16 protein-coding genes are annotated in these 18,057 nt (G+C 43.0%); 6 read left to right on the top strand and 10 right to left on the bottom strand.

The genetic code is table 11. From position 1 onward, the window contains the following. Nucleotides 1–101: 101 nt before the first annotated feature. Complete coding sequence (locus ACYTXU_RS07800; protein WP_462206078.1) at nucleotides 102–1,013, bottom strand: spermidine synthase; 912 nt, start codon at nucleotides 1,011–1,013, stop codon at nucleotides 102–104. Between the two features lie 7 nt (nucleotides 1,014–1,020). After that, on the bottom strand, nucleotides 1,021–1,647 hold the full coding sequence (locus ACYTXU_RS07795) for a fused MFS/spermidine synthase (protein WP_462206077.1): 627 nt from the start codon (nucleotides 1,645–1,647) through the stop codon (nucleotides 1,021–1,023). Nucleotides 1,648–1,857: 210 nt separating this feature from the next. On the opposite strand from ACYTXU_RS07795, the gene sodB reads away from it, so the two are divergent. Further along, nucleotides 1,858–2,439: a superoxide dismutase [Fe] gene (gene sodB, locus ACYTXU_RS07790; RefSeq protein ID WP_462206076.1), complete on the top strand. Its 582-nt coding sequence runs from the start codon at nucleotides 1,858–1,860 to the stop codon at nucleotides 2,437–2,439. Between the two features lie 63 nt (nucleotides 2,440–2,502). Here the strand turns inward: sodB and ACYTXU_RS07785 are convergent, their stop codons facing one another. Then, nucleotides 2,503–2,949: an ion channel gene (locus ACYTXU_RS07785; RefSeq protein WP_462206074.1), complete on the bottom strand. Its 447-nt coding sequence runs from the start codon at nucleotides 2,947–2,949 to the stop codon at nucleotides 2,503–2,505. 114 nt (nucleotides 2,950–3,063) lie between these two features. Here ACYTXU_RS07785 and ACYTXU_RS07780 point away from each other — a divergent pair, with 114 nt between their 5' ends. Genes ACYTXU_RS07780 through ACYTXU_RS07770 form a run of 3 tightly spaced genes read left to right on the top strand, consistent with a single transcriptional unit; the run spans nucleotide 3,064 to nucleotide 5,660 of the window. After that, nucleotides 3,064–4,398, top strand: coding sequence for a DUF2157 domain-containing protein (locus tag ACYTXU_RS07780; protein ID WP_462206073.1), 1,335 nt, complete (start codon nucleotides 3,064–3,066; stop codon nucleotides 4,396–4,398). Then, on the top strand, nucleotides 4,395–4,970 hold the full coding sequence (locus ACYTXU_RS07775; RefSeq protein WP_462206072.1) for a GDYXXLXY domain-containing protein: 576 nt from the start codon (nucleotides 4,395–4,397) through the stop codon (nucleotides 4,968–4,970). The genes ACYTXU_RS07780 and ACYTXU_RS07775 overlap by 4 nt, the downstream gene beginning before the upstream one ends. A gap of 3 nt (nucleotides 4,971–4,973) precedes the next feature. Continuing rightward, nucleotides 4,974–5,660: a hypothetical protein gene (locus tag ACYTXU_RS07770; protein ID WP_462206071.1), complete on the top strand. Its 687-nt coding sequence runs from the start codon at nucleotides 4,974–4,976 to the stop codon at nucleotides 5,658–5,660. Between the two features lie 112 nt (nucleotides 5,661–5,772). Here ACYTXU_RS07770 and ACYTXU_RS07765 read toward each other — a convergent pair whose 3' ends face one another. Both ACYTXU_RS07765 and ACYTXU_RS07760 read right to left on the bottom strand, forming a co-directional pair. Beyond that, on the bottom strand, nucleotides 5,773–7,203 hold the full coding sequence (locus tag ACYTXU_RS07765) for a serine hydrolase domain-containing protein (RefSeq protein ID WP_462206070.1): 1,431 nt from the start codon (nucleotides 7,201–7,203) through the stop codon (nucleotides 5,773–5,775). Between the two features lie 76 nt (nucleotides 7,204–7,279). Beyond that, complete coding sequence (locus ACYTXU_RS07760; protein ID WP_462206069.1) at nucleotides 7,280–7,612, bottom strand: hypothetical protein; 333 nt, start codon at nucleotides 7,610–7,612, stop codon at nucleotides 7,280–7,282. A 122-nt stretch (nucleotides 7,613–7,734) separates the two neighbouring features. Between ACYTXU_RS07760 and ACYTXU_RS07755 the strand changes: the two genes are divergently transcribed. Continuing rightward, complete coding sequence (locus ACYTXU_RS07755) at nucleotides 7,735–8,283, top strand: RNA polymerase sigma factor (RefSeq protein ID WP_462206067.1); 549 nt, start codon at nucleotides 7,735–7,737, stop codon at nucleotides 8,281–8,283. Further along, on the top strand, nucleotides 8,280–8,711 hold the full coding sequence (locus ACYTXU_RS07750; protein WP_462206065.1) for a hypothetical protein: 432 nt from the start codon (nucleotides 8,280–8,282) through the stop codon (nucleotides 8,709–8,711). Before ACYTXU_RS07755 ends, ACYTXU_RS07750 begins: the two co-directional genes overlap by 4 nt. A gap of 45 nt (nucleotides 8,712–8,756) precedes the next feature. On the opposite strand, the gene ACYTXU_RS07745 is transcribed toward ACYTXU_RS07750, so the two are convergent. The 5 genes from ACYTXU_RS07745 to ACYTXU_RS07725 all read right to left on the bottom strand — a co-directional run bounded on the left by ACYTXU_RS07745 (nucleotide 8,757) and on the right by ACYTXU_RS07725 (nucleotide 18,013). Continuing rightward, complete coding sequence (locus ACYTXU_RS07745; protein WP_462206063.1) at nucleotides 8,757–9,404, bottom strand: nuclease-related domain-containing protein; 648 nt, start codon at nucleotides 9,402–9,404, stop codon at nucleotides 8,757–8,759. Nucleotides 9,405–9,466: 62 nt separating this feature from the next. Beyond that, on the bottom strand, nucleotides 9,467–12,133 hold the full coding sequence (locus ACYTXU_RS07740; protein WP_462206061.1) for a beta-propeller fold lactonase family protein: 2,667 nt from the start codon (nucleotides 12,131–12,133) through the stop codon (nucleotides 9,467–9,469). A gap of 236 nt (nucleotides 12,134–12,369) precedes the next feature. Then, a complete protein-coding gene (locus tag ACYTXU_RS07735; RefSeq protein WP_462206060.1) occupies nucleotides 12,370–13,617 on the bottom strand; it encodes a ribonucleotide-diphosphate reductase subunit beta in 1,248 nt (415 codons plus the stop codon). A gap of 146 nt (nucleotides 13,618–13,763) precedes the next feature. Next, nucleotides 13,764–16,637 (bottom strand): ribonucleoside-diphosphate reductase subunit alpha, encoded by a 2,874-nt coding sequence (locus tag ACYTXU_RS07730; RefSeq protein WP_462206058.1) that lies wholly within the window; start codon nucleotides 16,635–16,637, stop codon nucleotides 13,764–13,766. 305 nt (nucleotides 16,638–16,942) lie between these two features. Next, nucleotides 16,943–18,013, bottom strand: a complete 1,071-nt coding sequence (locus ACYTXU_RS07725; RefSeq protein ID WP_462206057.1) for an ABC transporter ATP-binding protein — start codon at nucleotides 18,011–18,013, stop codon at nucleotides 16,943–16,945. Between the last annotated feature and the right edge of the window lie 44 nt (nucleotides 18,014–18,057).

Raw genomic sequence — 18,057 nt, 5'->3', positions numbered from 1 at the left:
CTGTGTTTTCGATTAGAGATTATCCATAGAAGTGTCACTGGCGGTGACGTCAAACGCCCGCCAGTGGGGTGACAGTAGTTAATACGGCTCAATATCGTTTATTATTTAAGCAAATTGGCGGGAGAATATTGGTCGGTTAAGACTCTAGCCTCTGTATCCCAATTGACCTCATCACTGATAGCATCAAACAGAGCGAGAGTATCGACGCCATAAATTTGCAATATGCCTTTCATCTCATTGGCTTTTTTCAACAACTCGCGTTTTCCCGGTAGCTCTTTGTTGCTAACCACGATAACGCGATTGGTTTTCTTGTCCTTGAAGTTGATTTGATACATTGGCCCAAAAACTTCAGCGTATGTGGCTGACTCGTGATGAAACAAATCGCTGGTGCTGAAGGTATTGGCCATGATGATGCCATCGTCTTTTGCCAGCGCTTTAACTTCTTCCAGATATTCCTTAGTCATCATATGCTCTGGAATATAGTCACTGTTAAAAGCATCCAACAGAATCAGGTCATAGCGCTTGTCGTCTTTTAAAGCACGTTTAACAAATACTCGACCGTCGCGAATATGAGTTTCGAAATTTGGCTTGGAGTCGTCATAAGAAAAGTATTTCTTGGCCATTTTGGCGACAACCGGGTCAATCTCGACTGAGGTAATATGAGCTTCAGGATAAAGTTCACCAAAGGTATTGGCTAACACACCACCGCCTAGACCAATAATCAAAATTTCTTTCGGGTCTTCAACAAAGAAGGTGACACCCATGGCTTGTTTGTAATAATCGAAGACAAAAATTTCGGGTGCATCAAGAAATATGCAGGACTGGCTGAGGTCATTTTTATTTTTCTTGCGGAAGCGCATGCAGTGCATGCCATATTCTTCAACCATGTAGACGTTCTGATAAAGCGAGCGCTCTTGCTCAATAATTTTGGCATCGGCTTTTGGAGCTGTTGCGAGCAAAAGGAATGACGCAGTCAGCGAAGCCAGAATCGTTTTTATGATAAATGATTTCATAATCATCCTATTCGGCCGGTTCGTTAGTGGAAACTGTTCTTGCGGACAGAGGCGGTTGTGGGAAGAAAAAAGCAATCAGACCGATAGTAAATAATATCAGTGCTGAGCCGTACAAAATGTGATCAATTTTAAACCATAGTACTAAATAAAATGAGGTGGCTAAAGTGCCTCCTGCGCTGCCCAGAGTGGAAACGAAGTAAAGAAAGCCTGCGGTTTGTCCGCTACTGTGCGTGGTTCTGACCAGTAATCGAACAGAGTAGGGCGCAATCATACCCAAAATGATAGTTGGGATGAGAAACAGAATGGTGGAAGCGAGCAAAGAGCCGTATCGAGGATCATCAGTGAAGTCGAACACCCACTCAGAAACAGCAACATGCCCCATGGTTAAAGGCACTACTGATAATGCAGCCAGCATGAAGATGATGCCATATTTACGTGTGTTAGGATTTTTTAGCGACAGTTTTCCGCCAAATAGATAGCCAATGGAAAGAGCCAACATAAAGACGGTAATAATACTTCCCCAAACATAGACGCTACCGCCAAAATAAGGTGATAGAATTTTACCGCCAAGCAATTCGATGGCCATGATCAGGAAGCCACACATAAAGGCGCAAGTCAGTATGAATATTTGCATAGTTTTCTTTTATTATTGATGAAATGAACAATGATAATAAGGGAATGGCAGGGAATGTCAAAGCCAATTAAAGGGCAACAGACTCGACAAATTTGGCCTTACGATAGCTTGGCTCTATTGGGTCGTAGAATTGAACGTGTTAGAATGTATGCCCTTTACAGTGACGTAACAACTTATTTTGTAACCCAATTTTCAACCCAGGAGATAAACATGGCAATTGAACTTCCTGCATTACCCTATGACCGTGATGCGTTAGCGCCACATATTTCAGAAGAAACGATCAATTATCACTATGGCAAGCATCATCAAGCCTATGTGACTAATTTGAACAAGATGATTGACGGCACTGATTTCGCAGGTAAATCATTGGAAGATATTATCCGTACATCTGAGGGTGGTGTTTTCAATAATGCTGCACAAGTATGGAATCACACATTCTACTGGAACAGCTTAAGCCCAAATGGTGGTGGTGAACCATCGGGTGCATTAGCTGACGCCATAAATTCAGCATTCGGTTCATTCGCTGACTTTAAAGAGAAATTCACAGCAAGCGCGACTGGTAACTTCGGTTCTGGTTGGACTTGGCTAGTGAAGAACTCAAGCGGAGCTTTAGAAATTGTTAACACTAGCAATGCTGGTACACCAATTACTGACGCAGGCATGACTCCATTGTTGACTGTTGACGTTTGGGAACATGCTTACTATGTTGACTACCGCAATGCTCGCCCAGAGTACTTGAAGCATTTCTGGGAATTGGTTAACTGGGACTTTGCTGCGAAAAACTTCGCGTAAGCTCAGTATAGCCAGACGTAAAAAAGCCGGCGATTGCCGGTTTTTTTGTGCCTGCTAATTGGTTTACTTAGGATGAGGTTTGATCCAGTGCTTTTGCATCTCAATGTAAAGTAACGATGCAGTCCAGGCAATAAAGACCAGTCCGATGACCGCTTCTGAACCTGCCATAAAGCGGATTGGGCCTTCAGGTACGATATCACCAAAACCTAAACTGCTGTATGAAGCAAAAGAAAAGTAAATACAGCTAAAAAAGTCATTCACGATTTCCCCATCTACATTGACTAGCTTGTCTGGCCCTTCGTGATAGTTACCCATTAAATAATAGGCAATTCCAAATACCCAAATCTCAATGAAGTGGGCGACCAAGGCCATCAACACGCCTAGCATCACCTTGTAGCGGCCCGCTGTGTTTATTCGCTCGAGAAATACCGAGATACTATAGAGCGCCTGGTAGTGGACGCCAACGGCAATCATGATCAATATAATGGTCACGACTAGAATAAATACCATGGTTAAAGCCTTTGTTTGTCAGCAACTTACAATACTTTAGCAGAAAAAATAGGCAATAGGCATCTGTTAATCTCAGTGCTATAGTGTTGGGTAAACTATAAACGGAAGGACCTCATGGAACCTAAACAGTGCACTAAAAACCAAAAAAGCTGGCTAGAGTCTGAGTCAGGAGATTGGGTGGAGCAGGGGATTATTGGGCGAGAACAACAAACCCAAATACTCAATAGATATTCCACCAGCAATGTCGATAGTTTTTATTCAAGCTGGAGCAGTTTATTGCTCATCTCGCTGGGTGCTATTCTGATTGGCGGCGGTATTATTTTGTTAGTTGCCCATAATTGGGAAAGCTTTGGCAAGGGAACGCGGACTGTTCTGTCTATCCTGCCGTTAATACTTGCGCAGGCCCTGGCCTGGTACTCTGTCCGTTATAAGCCGCAGTTAACAGGCTTAAGAGAAGCAGCCGGAACCTTATTATTTTTCGCTACAGCAGCAAGTATTGCTTTAATCAGCCAGACCTATCATATCTATGGGGATTTGGAACGGTTTTTAGTGACCTGGCTGGTGCTCGGTATTCCAATCCTTTATTTAATTGGCTCAGCGGGAGTCCTGATCCTTGTTTGCGCATTAATATTATGGCTCTGTGGCTTAGAGCGCGAACCTTATTGGCTTTATTACCTGTTGCTTGCTCCTTATCTCTATCACCTTTATAAACAGCAGCGGTACCTGTTGTTTCAATGGGCGCTGTGGTTTGTGCTCATTGGCAGCACCTTCTCTATAATTTATAGCGTTGGTTGGAAATCACCCATCGACGACTGGATGATATACATCATGCTCGCGCTATCAGTTTTATATTATTCTTTAGGCAAGTGGCTCTTTGGTTTTAAGAGTCATGGCTTCTGGGGCAATCCTTTTTCATCTGCTGGCGCCCTGGGTATTGCCAGCATCAGTCTCATGCTGACCTGGGAAAATTTTTATCGGTACAGTAACTTAGATTCGGACTCAAAGTTTGTATTTAATGATTATTTGATTCTGCTGGTTTTTGCAATATCGGTATTGGCAACGATTGGTTTTGTCATCCTCAAGTTTAAGCGTCTGGGGATTAATCAGTGGGCGTTGATCACTAGCATGTTGCTGGCGATACTAGGAGTCATCGGCATTCAAATCAAATTGCCAGAACTGGTCTATATCACTCTTGCTAATCTTTATGTGTTGATTGCCTCAGTGGTCATAATGTCGCAAGGGATCAATCAACACAGACTCATGTTGCTTAATGCAGGCCTGCTCTGGTTCTCCTTCCTGGTGTTGTTCCGTTTCTTTGATAGTGATATCCCCTTTGTACTCAAAGGTATTGTATTTATCTTTATTGGTAGCGCCTTCCTCGGAGTCAATATTTGGTATAACAAGAAGCTCAAACGGGATGTGTCAGCACAACAGGAGGAAACAGCATGAAACCAACATTAATTCTAGTAGTCGTTATGTTTGCCATTCAACTTGCTGTTCCGGGTTATATGATTTTCGAGCAAAATCAGATTTTGACAGAAGGAACCGCTTATAAATTCAAAACGCGTCCAATCGATCCTTATGATCCTTTTCGCGGACGCTATGTCACCCTGAGTTATGCTGCTGACCAAGAAGTGGTTCCAGTTATGGAAGGGGCAGAAATTGAAAGTGAAGACTGGGTCTACGCCTTAGTCGGTGTTGATGATGACGGCTACGCAGTACTGGAAGTTTTAACGGATGTTAAACCGGAAGAGGGACAGGACTACCTGTACCTTGAAACTTTTTATCGAGGTTATGACGGTGGCTACCTTGTCAGTCTGCCCTTTGATCGCTATTTTGCCTCTGAGGAAAATGCACCAAAGATTGAGTCGGCCGTATGGCGTCGCCAAAGAGATGAGGTTGAAGATGTTTATGCCAAGGTTCGTGTCTACAAAGGGAAAGGTACAATAGAGGATTTATACGTGAATGATTTGCCTATCAGAGAATACATCGAAATGCAGGCAAATAAACAGACACAGTAATATATGAAAGAGTCACAGATTCACAAAAGAATCACCATAGTCCTACAACTAATTCTGTTGCTTGAGGTGCTAGTTGCTTTATGGAATCAGCAATGGTTTACGGCGACTATCACGACAGGAATTATACTGATCACTTTAGCACCGATTGTGTTAGCAAAATTTTTCCATGTATACATTCCACCTATTTTTGCCTTGATGGCAATCGCATTTATTTTTGCGGCATTATTTTTAGGTGAGATTAGAGATTATTACACACGCTTCTGGTGGTGGGATATGGCATTACACACCACATCAGGCTTTTTGTTGGGAATCATTGGTTTCCTGATGGTGCATATACTCAACGAAACGGAAGAAATTGGCTTACATATGAAGCCCGGTTTTGTCGCCTTCTTTGCTTTTCTGTTCGCTGTTGGTTTCGGTGTGATATGGGAAATATTTGAATTTGCCATGGACAGTTTCTTTGGCATGAATATGCAGAAACCTATGCTTGGCGATCCTTCAGGCCTGACTGATACCATGTGGGATTTAATCGTTGATGCCATTGGCGCATTGACTATTACCATCATTGGCTACTTTTATATTAAGAAAGGCAAAAAGGCATCTTTTTTAGAGCGATGGGTTACAGTGTTTGTCAGAAGTAATCCGCAGATGTTTAAACGACGTAAAAAGCGCAAAAATAATCGGTTCTAGCTGTGTAGTATCATGGTGACTTTTATGAATGTAATTCGGGGAAAATTAAGTCGTAGCGCCAAAGACTGGCGCTACTTTTTTTTGAGGGGGGCGGGAGAAGATCCGGGCAAACTTATTGCTTGGCTTGTGTTGCTTGCTTCAGTAGAGCAACCCATGCATCTACTGTTACAGCCTTGCTGAGATCATGTTTAAGTAAAACCGTATCATCGTGGGACTGACTTAAGGCACTCATAATGTTGATAAAGGGCTGTCCGTCATATTTCCCATCTACCATTCCTAGAACATACGAATCAATGTGATTTTCAGCCTGTTTTTTTAAAGCTGATAACTTTTTGTCTTGTAGTCCCGACTGAAAAAAGACTGTCTCGTTAGCCGCGTATAAAGCTTTCGATATGAAAGAAGGAGAGCGAGCAATAAACTGTATCATTCTTGGTTGGACTTCTTTAGGTACTGAGGTCAAATACACCCAGGCATCTTTGTCAGTTTGTGCTAAATAGTCATTCTGAACTGATAGTGTTGCTTCGATCAAAGGTCGATACAGCAATTCACCATTTGAACCGTTGGTCAAAATGACCAGTCCTTCACCGGTTTCTGTTGATACGGTGGTAAAAGCTCTCACACCTGGCTCGCGCCCGTCATGCATCAGAAAAGTCTGATTATTAAATTCAATCAGCCTCCAGCCTAAACCATAGTACTCGACTGGGTTGTCATGTTGGGATTGTAAGGTTTGAACATCCGATAATAGCTCATCAGATAGTCCAGCGCCTTGCGCTACCCAGGCAATGAATTTTGAATAGTCATTGATGGTGGTTAGAGTGCAGCAAGCCGCTGAATGACTGTCTTTATAAAAAGGTTTGCGCTCTATGGTTTGGGCTGCTTCATCATAGCGATTGGCAATATTAGCATCCATTTCCGGCTGCCATCCAAAGTAGGTATTGTTCATCGCAAGCGGTTTAGTGATGTACTCTGCCATAAGCTGTGGCATTGTCTTTTCAGTTTTTACCTCAACTGCTTTGCGCAAATAATCAAAACCCTCACCGGAGTACTCATGACGTTCACCCGGACTAAACATGAAAGAAAGCGGGTTACCGCCGCGCCAATTAGTAAAGCCTGTCTGGTGGCTGAGCGCCAATCTTGCGGTTAACTGAGTATGTCTTGGGTCATCTTTAATGTCTGGATCAATCCAGTATTGTGAAAGCGATTCATCGAGGGATAATTTATCTTCGTTGACTAACTGCAAAGTCAGCATGCTAAATACCGGCTTAGTCAATGAAGCGACATTAAATAAGGTACTCTCTGTTACAGAGCCTGACTCATTCGCCTGGCCATATACTGATACCCATTGAGTTTTGCCATCTTTGATATAAGCAACCGCAACGCCCGGTATTTTAGCTGTTTCTGCGTAGTGTTTGACGATCTTTTCCACTTTCTGCGGAGCAGTAAAGTCTTTAGTTGATGGTTGGGTTTTAGCTGGATCGCTGCTTGCCGTACAGGCTGTTGTGCAAATCATACAGGCGAGCGCGAGCGTATGTTTTATAAACATAGTAAGTTCCTTTCTTTGATGGAAGTTAAAGGTTTTAGAAGTTGTGTTTAACCGTGTTAAACGTTTGCGGTTATTGTTACCGCTTAATTCTCAAGAATTGATGGCAAAACAGTAGTGCCAGGCCAGCAGCAATAAAGATAATGCCGTAAGCCAGCGGGTCATCTGCGCTAAGATCGAAGATGCCGATAACGACCATCGCCACGCCAGCCATCATTGTGGAGAAGCCCCAGCAAAATAACGAGCGTCTGTGTTGTTCTGCCTGGCTATCGAGCAATGAGTCAACTACCTCTTTTTCGGTTTGTGTTTCTGCAAGGCGTTTGCGTAAACTGGTATCATTAATGATGCGCACAATAATGACGATACATATAGCTAGTATGACCGGGATAAGTATGGCAATAATGTCGAACATAAACGCCTCGCAATAAGGATTTCAATGAATTTCTATAACAATAGATACCATGTATTCAAGTTCGGTTGCACTTTTTTTAAATAAATTGCAACCGATAGGCTATTAGCTGCATCTATTTAGGTATGAATGACTTAACTCTTGTCAAAAGAGTTTTGAATAATGAACCGGGAAGCTTTGAAGTTTTGGTTAACAACTATCAAAAGCTGGTCTGGCACATTATTTCAAGACTGGTTCAAAATTCTGAAGATACCCTTGAGTTAAGTCAGGAGGTGTTCTTGCAGGTCTATAATAAATTGGGTCAGTACAAAGGGGAAAGTCAACTATCCACTTGGATTGGCCGAATTGCTTATCATTTTGCGGTGCGTTTTTTACAGAAGCAGGGCAGGCAGCTTGATGAAGTTGATGTTGAAGTAGAGGCTGCTGAAGATGAGACTGGAACTTCACAACTTGAAGACCTTCAGCAGCAGCAACTACAACAGCAGATGCAAACTGCCATGAAGCAACTCCCGCTTCTCCAGCAAACCATCGTCAGCCTATATCATCTGGAAGAGCTGACCTTATCTGAAATTTCTGAAATAACCGATTTAGCGCAGGGCACCATTAAAAGTCATTTGTTTCGAGCCAGAAAGCGCTTAAAACAAATACTGCATGCCAAGAGAGAGTACTTATGAGTAACGACATTGATAAAAATGTGTGGCGCATTCAGGAGCAGGCTATGGATAAAACTGTAGCCAGTGAATCAGCTGAGCTACATAAAGATGATCTACAAGAAAATGATCTACAGGAGCTGAGGGAATATCAGAGCCTTTATGAGCTACTGGAGCAGCAGCCAGAAGAGCAACCATCGCCATTGCTGGCAGACAAAATAACAAAGCACATTAGCCGACGTCATAGTAAGCAGCGAGCCAGTAAGCTATTAACTTATTTACTCTGCACATTAATGGCATTGGCCAGTGTCATCGGATTTATCTTGTTGTTACCGCAATCTGTATTGTTAAATCAGTTAAGCCAATCGATTCCATTACCGCTACTACTAAGCGCTTTATTTGCCGTCTGTGTCGTTGGTTGGATGCAGCGGCACGTTGATAAAGACCAATAAAAAAGCCTGACAAACTAAACAGCACTGTTACGGCAGGTGGAAAGGCTAGCGCCTATTCTTTGATAAATTTTGAATATGCTTCTGGTTGGTTTTAAATCCCTGTTGCAGTCTATGGTCTTCAATTTTGCATCTCACATCAGTTACTTGCTGATCGTCTAAATGAACTTGTTCAAATCTACTTATATAATTATTTAATTGATAATCTTTAATGATATTTTCAGGCAACTTGGTTTTAAAAGTCGAGTCATCCGCAAAGACAATCACAGAATGAAAATAATGAAGGGGTAGTTGCAGCAGGCTTTGAAGTGTTTTGATGTGTTTGTAGTTTTGAAATAAAGGATTCTGAAACTTGTTTTTGGTTTTATAAATTACCTGCGTCCAGAAGCGATTCTTTTCAGAACCAAAGATCCAGCCTGAATAGTTTTTGGTTTCAATAACAAAAATACCTTTCCTGGAAATGATGATGTGATCAATTTGTGTGGTGCCATCGCTGGTTGGTAAAGTGACATCATGGAATATGGTGTATTTAGTAGGATCTAGTCTGGAAGAAGCTGACTTTACACGTCTTTCTCCTACTTTGCCTTTGAAGTAAGGCGATTGTAAAAAAACCAGAATAATTGGTATCGGAATCAACCACCAGAACTGAACTAAGATCTGAAGAAAGGTGTTAAAGAAAATGCTCGGTAAGTCCATTTAATTTGACCTTAATGTAGCCAATAAAAAAGCCTGACAATTTCTTGCCAGGCTAGAGAATATTAATACCGTTTTTTTCTTCCTGCAGATAGCCTGATGTAGGCGCTAGTAATCATTATTAGCAGAAGGTAAAGATTAATAGCACCTCCTCCAGAGGAGTTGTTATTGGTTTCTTCATCATTATCATTCTCAGATGATTGCTCTAATGTATTACCTCTTGCGGGATTAGAGAAATCTGTACACCCCATATCATTGCAGGCTTTTACTTTATAGTATTTTGTGCTCGAGGCTTCTAGTCCTCCGTGGGTGTATTCAAGGCTTGATGTTTCGCTAAGTAAACTAAACCCACTATTCTGCGTATCAGAAACGTAAATTTGATAGACAGAGCTATTGCTGACTTGAGCCCAATATATAGTGATTTGGTTCATCTCATTATCGGTCGCTTGTAAGTTTGCTGATTCAATATTTGTTGGAGACTTTTCTAAGATTTCGAGATTCCATATATTAAATTGAGCTACAGCCTGTTGAATAAAGTGAAGATACTCCCCATTGCTTGAGAATGTCCAGTCTCTGATACTTAGTGCTTTAACATCTTGGTTTTCACTATAGAAATTATCTACTGTCTCAATCAGCTCTATTTCTTGGGTGTCTTTGTTTATCTTGAAATAACCTAAGTAGTTTTGGTAGTGGCTTGTAGTGGTATCACTTGCTACTGCAAAAAAACGATTCCCATGCGGGTGCTTAATGATCTGCCTTACATTATCAAGTAGTCCATTTACGGTATTGTTCTCATCACTTAGGCTCCAAGTATCCAATTCGCTTAATAAGCCCGTTTCTTTATCTCGACTAAAAAGTGTGACGCCATATGTTTCTGCGGTAACTAAATAATTATCGTCATTTAGAAGTGCCATTGAGAATGGTGCAGATCTTAAGCCAATGGAGGAGGTGTTTTGTATGCAGCTTAACTGTCCATCTAGGCCTTTCTGGAGAATGGATATCGTATTTCTTCCAACAGCATAGACAAACTTATCATCCTTTGTATGTACGATAGTAGCTTGAGAGGGGGAGCCTCCGTTCGGGCTTATTTTGCAGCGTTGTGTATTGTCATCTATATATCGTCCTTCAAAGTTCAAAAGGCCGTTAGCTGGAGTCCTACCAAATATCTCTAATGTATCATAACTACTATACCTCTCGTAATCGTACTGTTCATTAGGGAAGTATAGGAAATCGTCATTGGGTGATATAGAGATCTTAGTACTGTCACCTAGGACATGACCATATCTGAAGTTATCAATATTTAAACTATCGCCATTTATATAATCTATTTTATTAATTTGTTTTGACTCACGCTCAATAGAATAGGTGTTGATGCCTGATTCGCCTTTGTTACCAGAAAAGGTTGCATAAATATGGTTCTTATCATGCGATACCTGAACACCTCTCAGGGTGATATATGGTGGTATCGGTGTTGTTTCTTCTAGTAATACATAATAATCCTGCACTAGTATCTTTTGGTCCTCATCAAAGTGAAACTTAGAGAAGGCTTTTTCACCGTAGCTGAGCAGTTCATTCTTTCCTAAGCTCTCTAAATGAGCAACACCCTGCAGTTTTGATATTTCGTTATTGTCATGGCCTATCACAGAGTAATTACTATTACTGGATTCAGTTGTTTTAAGTAGAGCGACTACTCCATGTTTGTAGCCAGTAATAGAAAGTCTGCTGCCTGATGAATTAGATGAAATTACTGATGATGCATCAACAATGTTCCTAGAGCCCATTGTTAGAACCTGTTCATATAAAGCAGTATTAGTATTACCATTGTTGTTAAAGGTAATGAGTGCGCCAGTATCCTTTGATATTGCAACATGATTATCATTCACTTTATTGTAGGCTAAGCCGGCAAGGCGAAGTAAATTCTGGGTCTGACCATCCCATGATATTTGATCGATATTAATTGTACTCTCATTTATTATCTCTACAGCTCCTAAGCCAGTTTCACCTAAGAACAAAAATCTATTGGGGCTTTGGGTTTCAACTATTTTTGTAGGGCTTTCAATAGATGCTGATACTTGTGTCGATACTTTATCAATGATAGATATTTCACCAGTTTCAGAATATTCTAATAAGTGGATATAGTTACTGCTTGGGTTTACAACAAGGAATTTTTTATCCCCTATTTCGATGATATCGGTAGGGCCTTGAAAATTTTCGAAGCCTGGGGTGTTAATATCGTATTTGTTAAGTTGTGTGAGCTCGCCACTATTGGTATCAATAATGTTTGTGCTGATGCCTCCAACTAGATTTATTGTAATTAATAAGTTATCTTGCTCAGTTAATAAGAATTTATGGACTTTCTCTAAACCATCATAGTTATCTTGCCAAGTCAGATATTTGTGAACTTGGGTTATTTCCCCAGTTGATAAGTCTCTCTTATAAACATCAATTCCATCACCATATGATTCATATGTGGTAGAAAGTGTTCGATTAGCTACAAACATCAGCTTTCCATCTTGAGTAATATCCATATAAAGAGGAGCCTGATAGACACTATTCATATAAGGCGTATTAATTACAGCTTGGGCTATTACTTGTTGTTCTTCATAGCCTGTAGAGGTAATCTTAAATACCCCTAAGCCACCAATGAGAGATGATGTATATAAATACTGATCATCGGGTGAAAACGTTGAATAGATAGCCCTGTCCGTGATGTAGTCTGTTTGTTTTGACACTATTTTTACTAGCTGTGCTTCTACGTTTGATGTGAAAAGTAGAATTGTGGCAAGTATATAAACCCTCATTTATAGTCAGTCCTTCCTAGTAATATTTCGGGCATTATACGTTCTGACGTATGCAATTTCATCTTTATTACAGCCAATAAAAAAGCCTGACAATTGCTTGCCAGGCTCTTGGAAGAGGAGTTAGACGTCTCTTAGCTCCTCTGTTCCCCCAACTGTTAAATGTGGTGTTAATCCCAAGACAGGGCGCCACCAGTTTGATATTCAATGACACGGGTTTCGAAGAAGTTTTTCTCTTTCTTCAAGTCCATGATTTCGCTCATCCATGGGAATGGGTTTGAGACGTTTTTGAATTGTTCAGGCAGGCCTAATTGGGCAAGACGGCGGTTACAGATGAACTGTAGGTATTCTTCCATCATGCCAGCATTCATGCCTAATACACCGCGTGGCATTGTGTCGCGTGCGTATTCAATTTCGAGCTGTGTGCCTTCAAGAATCATTTGCAGGACTTCTTGCTTGAATTCTGTTGTCCACAAGTGTGGGTTTTCCAGTTTGATCTGGTTGATGATGTCAACGCCGAAGTTCAGGTGCATTGATTCATCGCGCAGGATGTATTGGAACTGCTCAGCAACACCAGTCATTTTATTGCGGCGACCCATTGATAAGATCTGAGTAAAGCCACAGTAGAAGAAAATGCCTTCAGTAACGCAGTAGAAGCCGATTAGGTTGCGTAGCAATTCCTGGTCTGCTTCGTCTGTGCCAGTTTTGAAGGTTGGGTTGGAGATCCCTTGCGTGTGCTTAATGCTCCAAGCGGCTTTTTTAGCGATGCTTGGTACTTCGCGGTACATGTTGAATACTTCAGCTTCATCCATGCCCAATGACTCTACGCAGTATTGGTAGGCGTGGGTGTGGATTGCTTCTTCAAATGCTTGACGCAAAATGTACTGGCGGCACTCAGGGTTGGTAATCAAGCGATAAATCGCCAGTACCAGGTTGTTGGCAACCAATGAGTCAGCAGTTGAGAAATAACCTAAAGAACGCATGACGATTTTACGCTCATCGTCCGTTAAGCCATTGGGATCTTTCCAGGTGGCAACGTCTTTGGTCATGTTGATTTCTTGTGGCATCCAGTGGTTTGAACAACCATCCAGATATTTCTGCCATGCCCAGTCGTACTTGAAGGGTACTAACTGGTTCAAATCAGCGCGGCAGTTGATCATTTTCTTATCATCAACTTCGATACGAGCCGCGCCCATTTCTAATTCTTCTAAACCTGGTGCTACGTCGAGCTCTTCTAAAGCGGCTTGTGCTTTAGCAAGATTGTCTAACGCTTCAGGCTCAATATACTCTTCTTGAGTTGCTTTTGGCTCAGCAGCAGCTTGCTCTTGCTGCTCTTCGACTACAGGTGCTGGAGCGGGTTGTGCTTTCTTCGGCGCTTCAGCTTTTTCCTCTTTGTTGTAATCATCCCAGTTGAACATGTTTACCTCTCTTAAATTTGGTTGTGCTTTTCACGCTTTTGCATTGCAATTTTATTTTCGTGAAAAAAGGGGCGAACTTTCGTTGCGACCCCATTCCATTGTCGTCACTTCTCTTTTTAGTTATTCACTTAAGCGAAAAGCTTGCCTTATTGGCAAGCCTCGCAATCTGGGTCATCAAGTGCACAAGCAGCTGGTGCTGCCGAGCCGACTGGTGCTGGACCAGAGGATACGGCGTTGAGCTTGCCATCACTGATGGTTGATTTCTCAGTACTGGTTGCGCCTAGTGAACGCAAGTAGTAAGTGGTTTTCAAGCCACGGAACCAGGCCATGCGATAGACCATATCCAGTTTCTTACCGGATGGTTCGCTCATGTATAGGTTGAGCGATTGCGCCTGGTCGATCCATTTCTGGCGACGGCTTGCTGCTTCCACTAACCATTTTGGTTCCACTTCAAAGGCGGTTGCGAACAGCTCTTTAATTTCGCTTGGGATGCGGTCGATGTGCTGCAAACTACCTTCGTAGTATTTCAGGTCATTAACCATCACAGAATCCCACAGCTTGCGAGCTTTCAGTTCTTTAACCATGTATGGATTAACTACTGTGAATTCGCCTGACAGGTTCGATTTCACGTACAGGTTCTGGTAGGTCGGCTCAATTGATTGAGAGACGCCAGAGATGTTAGAGATGGTTGCGGTTGGTGCAATGGCCATCACATTCGAGTTACGCATACCGACAGTTTTTACACGCTCGCGCAATGTATCCCAATCCATCGTTGAACTGGTATCCACTTCGATGAACTCAGCACCACGCTCTTCGATTAACTTCTCAATCGAGTCAATCGGTAGAATGCCTTGCGACCATAGTGAGCCAGCGAAGCTTTCATAAGAACCGCGCTCTTCAGCAAGATCCGTTGATGCCTGAATGGCATAGTATGAAATCGCTTCCATCGCATTGTCAGCAAACTCAACCGCTGCTTCGGAGGTGTAAGGAATTTTCTGCAAGTAGAGAGCGTCCTGGAAGCCCATTAGGCCAAGACCCACTGGACGGTGACGCATGTTCGATTTACGCGCGGTTTCTACTGGGTAGAAGTTAATATCAATCACGTTGTCCAACATACGAACTGCAGTGGCAACGGTTTTCTCCAGCTGCTCAGTATCCAACTTACCGTCTTTCATGTGCTTCGGCAGGTTGACTGAACCCAGGTTACAGACCGCAATTTCTTCGCCTGCTTTGGTGTTCAGAGTAATCTCGGTACATAAGTTAGAGCTGTGTACGACACCAACGTGCTGTTGTGGTGAACGCAGGTTACAAGGATCTTTGAAAGTAATCCAAGGATGGCCTGTTTCGAACAACATCGACAGCATCTTACGCCATAGAACATTCGCCGGAATGGTCTTAGCGGTTTTGATCTTGCCGTATTTAGCCATCTCTTCGTAGTATTCGTAACGCTCTTCGAATTCTTTACCATACAGGTCGTGCAAATCAGGCACTTCGTTGGGGCTGAATAGCGTCCAATCGCCATCTGTGCTGACACGCTTCAAGAACAAGTCAGGCACCCAGTTGGCAGAGTTCATATCGTGAGTACGACGACGGTCATCACCGGTATTTTTACGAAGCTCGAGGAACTCTTCGATATCGATGTGCCAGGTTTCAAGGTAAGCACAGACTGCGCCTTTACGCTTGCCACCCTGGTTGACTGCAACCGCAGTGTCGTTAGCCACTTTCAAGAAGGGTACAACACCTTGTGATTTGCCGTTCGTACCTTTGATGTAAGCACCAAGGCCACGTACTGGTGTCCAGTCGTTACCTAGACCGCCGGCAAATTTCGACAATAGAGCGTTATCTTTAATCGCGCCATAGATGCCGTCGAGGTCGTCAGGAACATTGGTCAAGTAACAGCTTGAAAGCTGAGGACGCAAAGTGCCTGAATTGAATAGAGTAGGGGTTGAGCTCATGTAGTGGAATGTGGATAACACATCATAGAACTCAATCGCACGCGCTTCACGATCATCTTCGTTGACCGCCAAGCCCATCGCCACACGCATCCAGAACACCTGCGGTAGCTCGATACGGACTTCGTCTTTATGGATGAAGTAGCGGTCGAATAGCGTCTGAATGCCAAGGTAAGTAAATAGCATGTCGCGCTCAGGCTTGATGGCGTTAGCGATCTTGTCGAGGTCAAAGCTCAGAAGCTCTGGACTTAACAATTCATTTTCAACGCCAACGCTCAAATATGCTTTGAAGGCTTCTGGATAGATCCCAGTCATTTCACTTTGGGTGGCACGTTTAGCAACGCCTAGCTCTCTTAAGGCTTCAGAACGAATACTGTCGAGCAACAAACGAGCGGTTACGTAAGTGTAGTTCGGCTCTTTCTCGATCATGGTACGAGCCGTCATGACCAACGCCTGGTAGGCGTCTTTAATAGCAACACCATCGTACAAGTTACGCATGGTATCTTTAAGAATTTGGTCTGGTTCAACGTCAGACAGATCTTTACAGGCTTCAACCACAACCGTGTGCAAACGCTCAACATCTAATGGGCGTTTACTACCGTCTTCAACGGTTACCATCACCTGATTGTCGCCAACCAGCGCATCAAGCTTGGCTGTGTCGCGAGCGGCGCGTTCGCGTGAACGTTCTTCTCGGTATAACACGTAAGAACGAGCTACTTTCTGTTCGCCATTACGCATCAAGGCCAGTTCAACCTGATCCTGGACATCTTCAATGTGGATGATGCCGCCACCTGGCATTCTTCGTTTGAATGCTTCAGTGATTTGCTTGGTTAATTGACGTACCGTTTCATGTACACGGCTTGATGCTGCTGCTGCTCCACCTTCGACGGCTAGAAACGCCTTGGTCATGGCGACTTCGATTTTGCTGTCGTCATAAGGCGTTACTTTTCCATTACGGCGAATAACACGAATCTCACCAGGTTTGGTAGCTTCGATTTCCGGACGAGATGGTGTATTAGTTGGTGTTTTGGCAGCTGATTGTTCAGGTTTGCTGACTTCGGTTTCCATTATTCCTCCACAGACCTCTTTGCATTATTGGCGATTGGCTGTTTTTTGTTCATTTTTTGACTGAGATAACAGAGAATCAACAAGTTAGACGAACTTCTTGATTCACTATATATAGTTAGTTGCTGTCGCAATGAATACAAGATAGTGCGTTTTTGAGCGCTTGGCAAGAGTATATCTTGGGGAATTTTCTGTGGATAAATTGTTAGCAAATGGTGGGTAAGTCGCGAGGCCTTGTGGGGCTTGGGCTTGCGCTAGGTCAAGCGTTTTAAGTCATATTTGCATTTTTTTTGAGTTGGTTAAAAATTTTACAAAGAAATGTGATCTGGATACACGATCAAGTGCTTCACATCCAGGTCGAACCCTATATCTTGTGCTAACGGATAGTCATGGTGGCTGGGGAAAATGGCCTTTAATTGCTCTTTATTAGCTAATTCCAGCTCATATTCAATGATCGCGCCTTTAAAGACCTTGTGAGTGACTTTTCCGCGTAAGGGCGAGTTCATATTAGGTTTGACGTCATCAGGGCGCATCAGCACCAGAACGCTGTCATTTGGCGTGAATTTCTGGCCATTGGCGATGGTGAAATTGCCGAGTACGGTATTGACGTGCTGATGATCTGAAATCTGCCCCGCGATGAAATGACCTTCACCAATAAAGGAGGCGATTTGGGCATCTTCAGGCTTGTGGTAGAGGTTGTAAGGGGTATCCCACTGTAGTAACTGACCTTGATGCATGACCCCGATGTAGTCGGCCATAGCAAAGGCTTCCTGTTGATCGTGGGTCACTAATAGGCTGGCGATGTTCTGTTCTTTGAGTAGGCTTTTCAGTTCGCGTGCCAAAGAGCGCCGTAAATGGGTATCCAGACTGGAGAAAGGTTCATCCAACAGGATCAGCTCAGGGCGCGGTGCAATGCTGCGTGCCAGGGCAACGCGTTGTTGCTGGCCACCAGACAATTGATGAGGATAGCGCTTCTCCATAGCTTCCAGGCCCACCAGCTCGAGACACTCCTGCACTCGTTCACGTCGCTCTTTACGGGGTAAATGACGTAAACCGAAGGCCACGTTATCGAAGATGTCTAAATGGGGGAAGAGGGCATGATCCTGAAATACCAGCCCTAAATGACGGTTTTCCGGCGGTAGGGTGAAGTCAGGCTTTGAGCAAAATTGACCATGAATGCTGATAAAGCCTTCATACACAGGCTCGAGCCCGGCAACAGCACGTAATAGAGTTGTTTTTCCGCAACCGCTGGGACCCAAAAGGCAGGCGCTATCACCGGCTTTGAGTTTAAAACTGATGTGGTTAACAATGATTTGTTCGCCGTGGCGACACTGAACATCGTTCAGTTGCAGAATAGGGTGGTCGCTAAATTCGCTCATAGAAGATGAATTATCTGCCCTTAACAGTACTAATCGAACTCTAA

This window comes from Kangiella sp. M94 (assembly GCF_054926195.1).
Note: the sequence above shows the minus strand (reverse complement) of the source record. Positions and strands in the feature narration are given on the sequence as shown.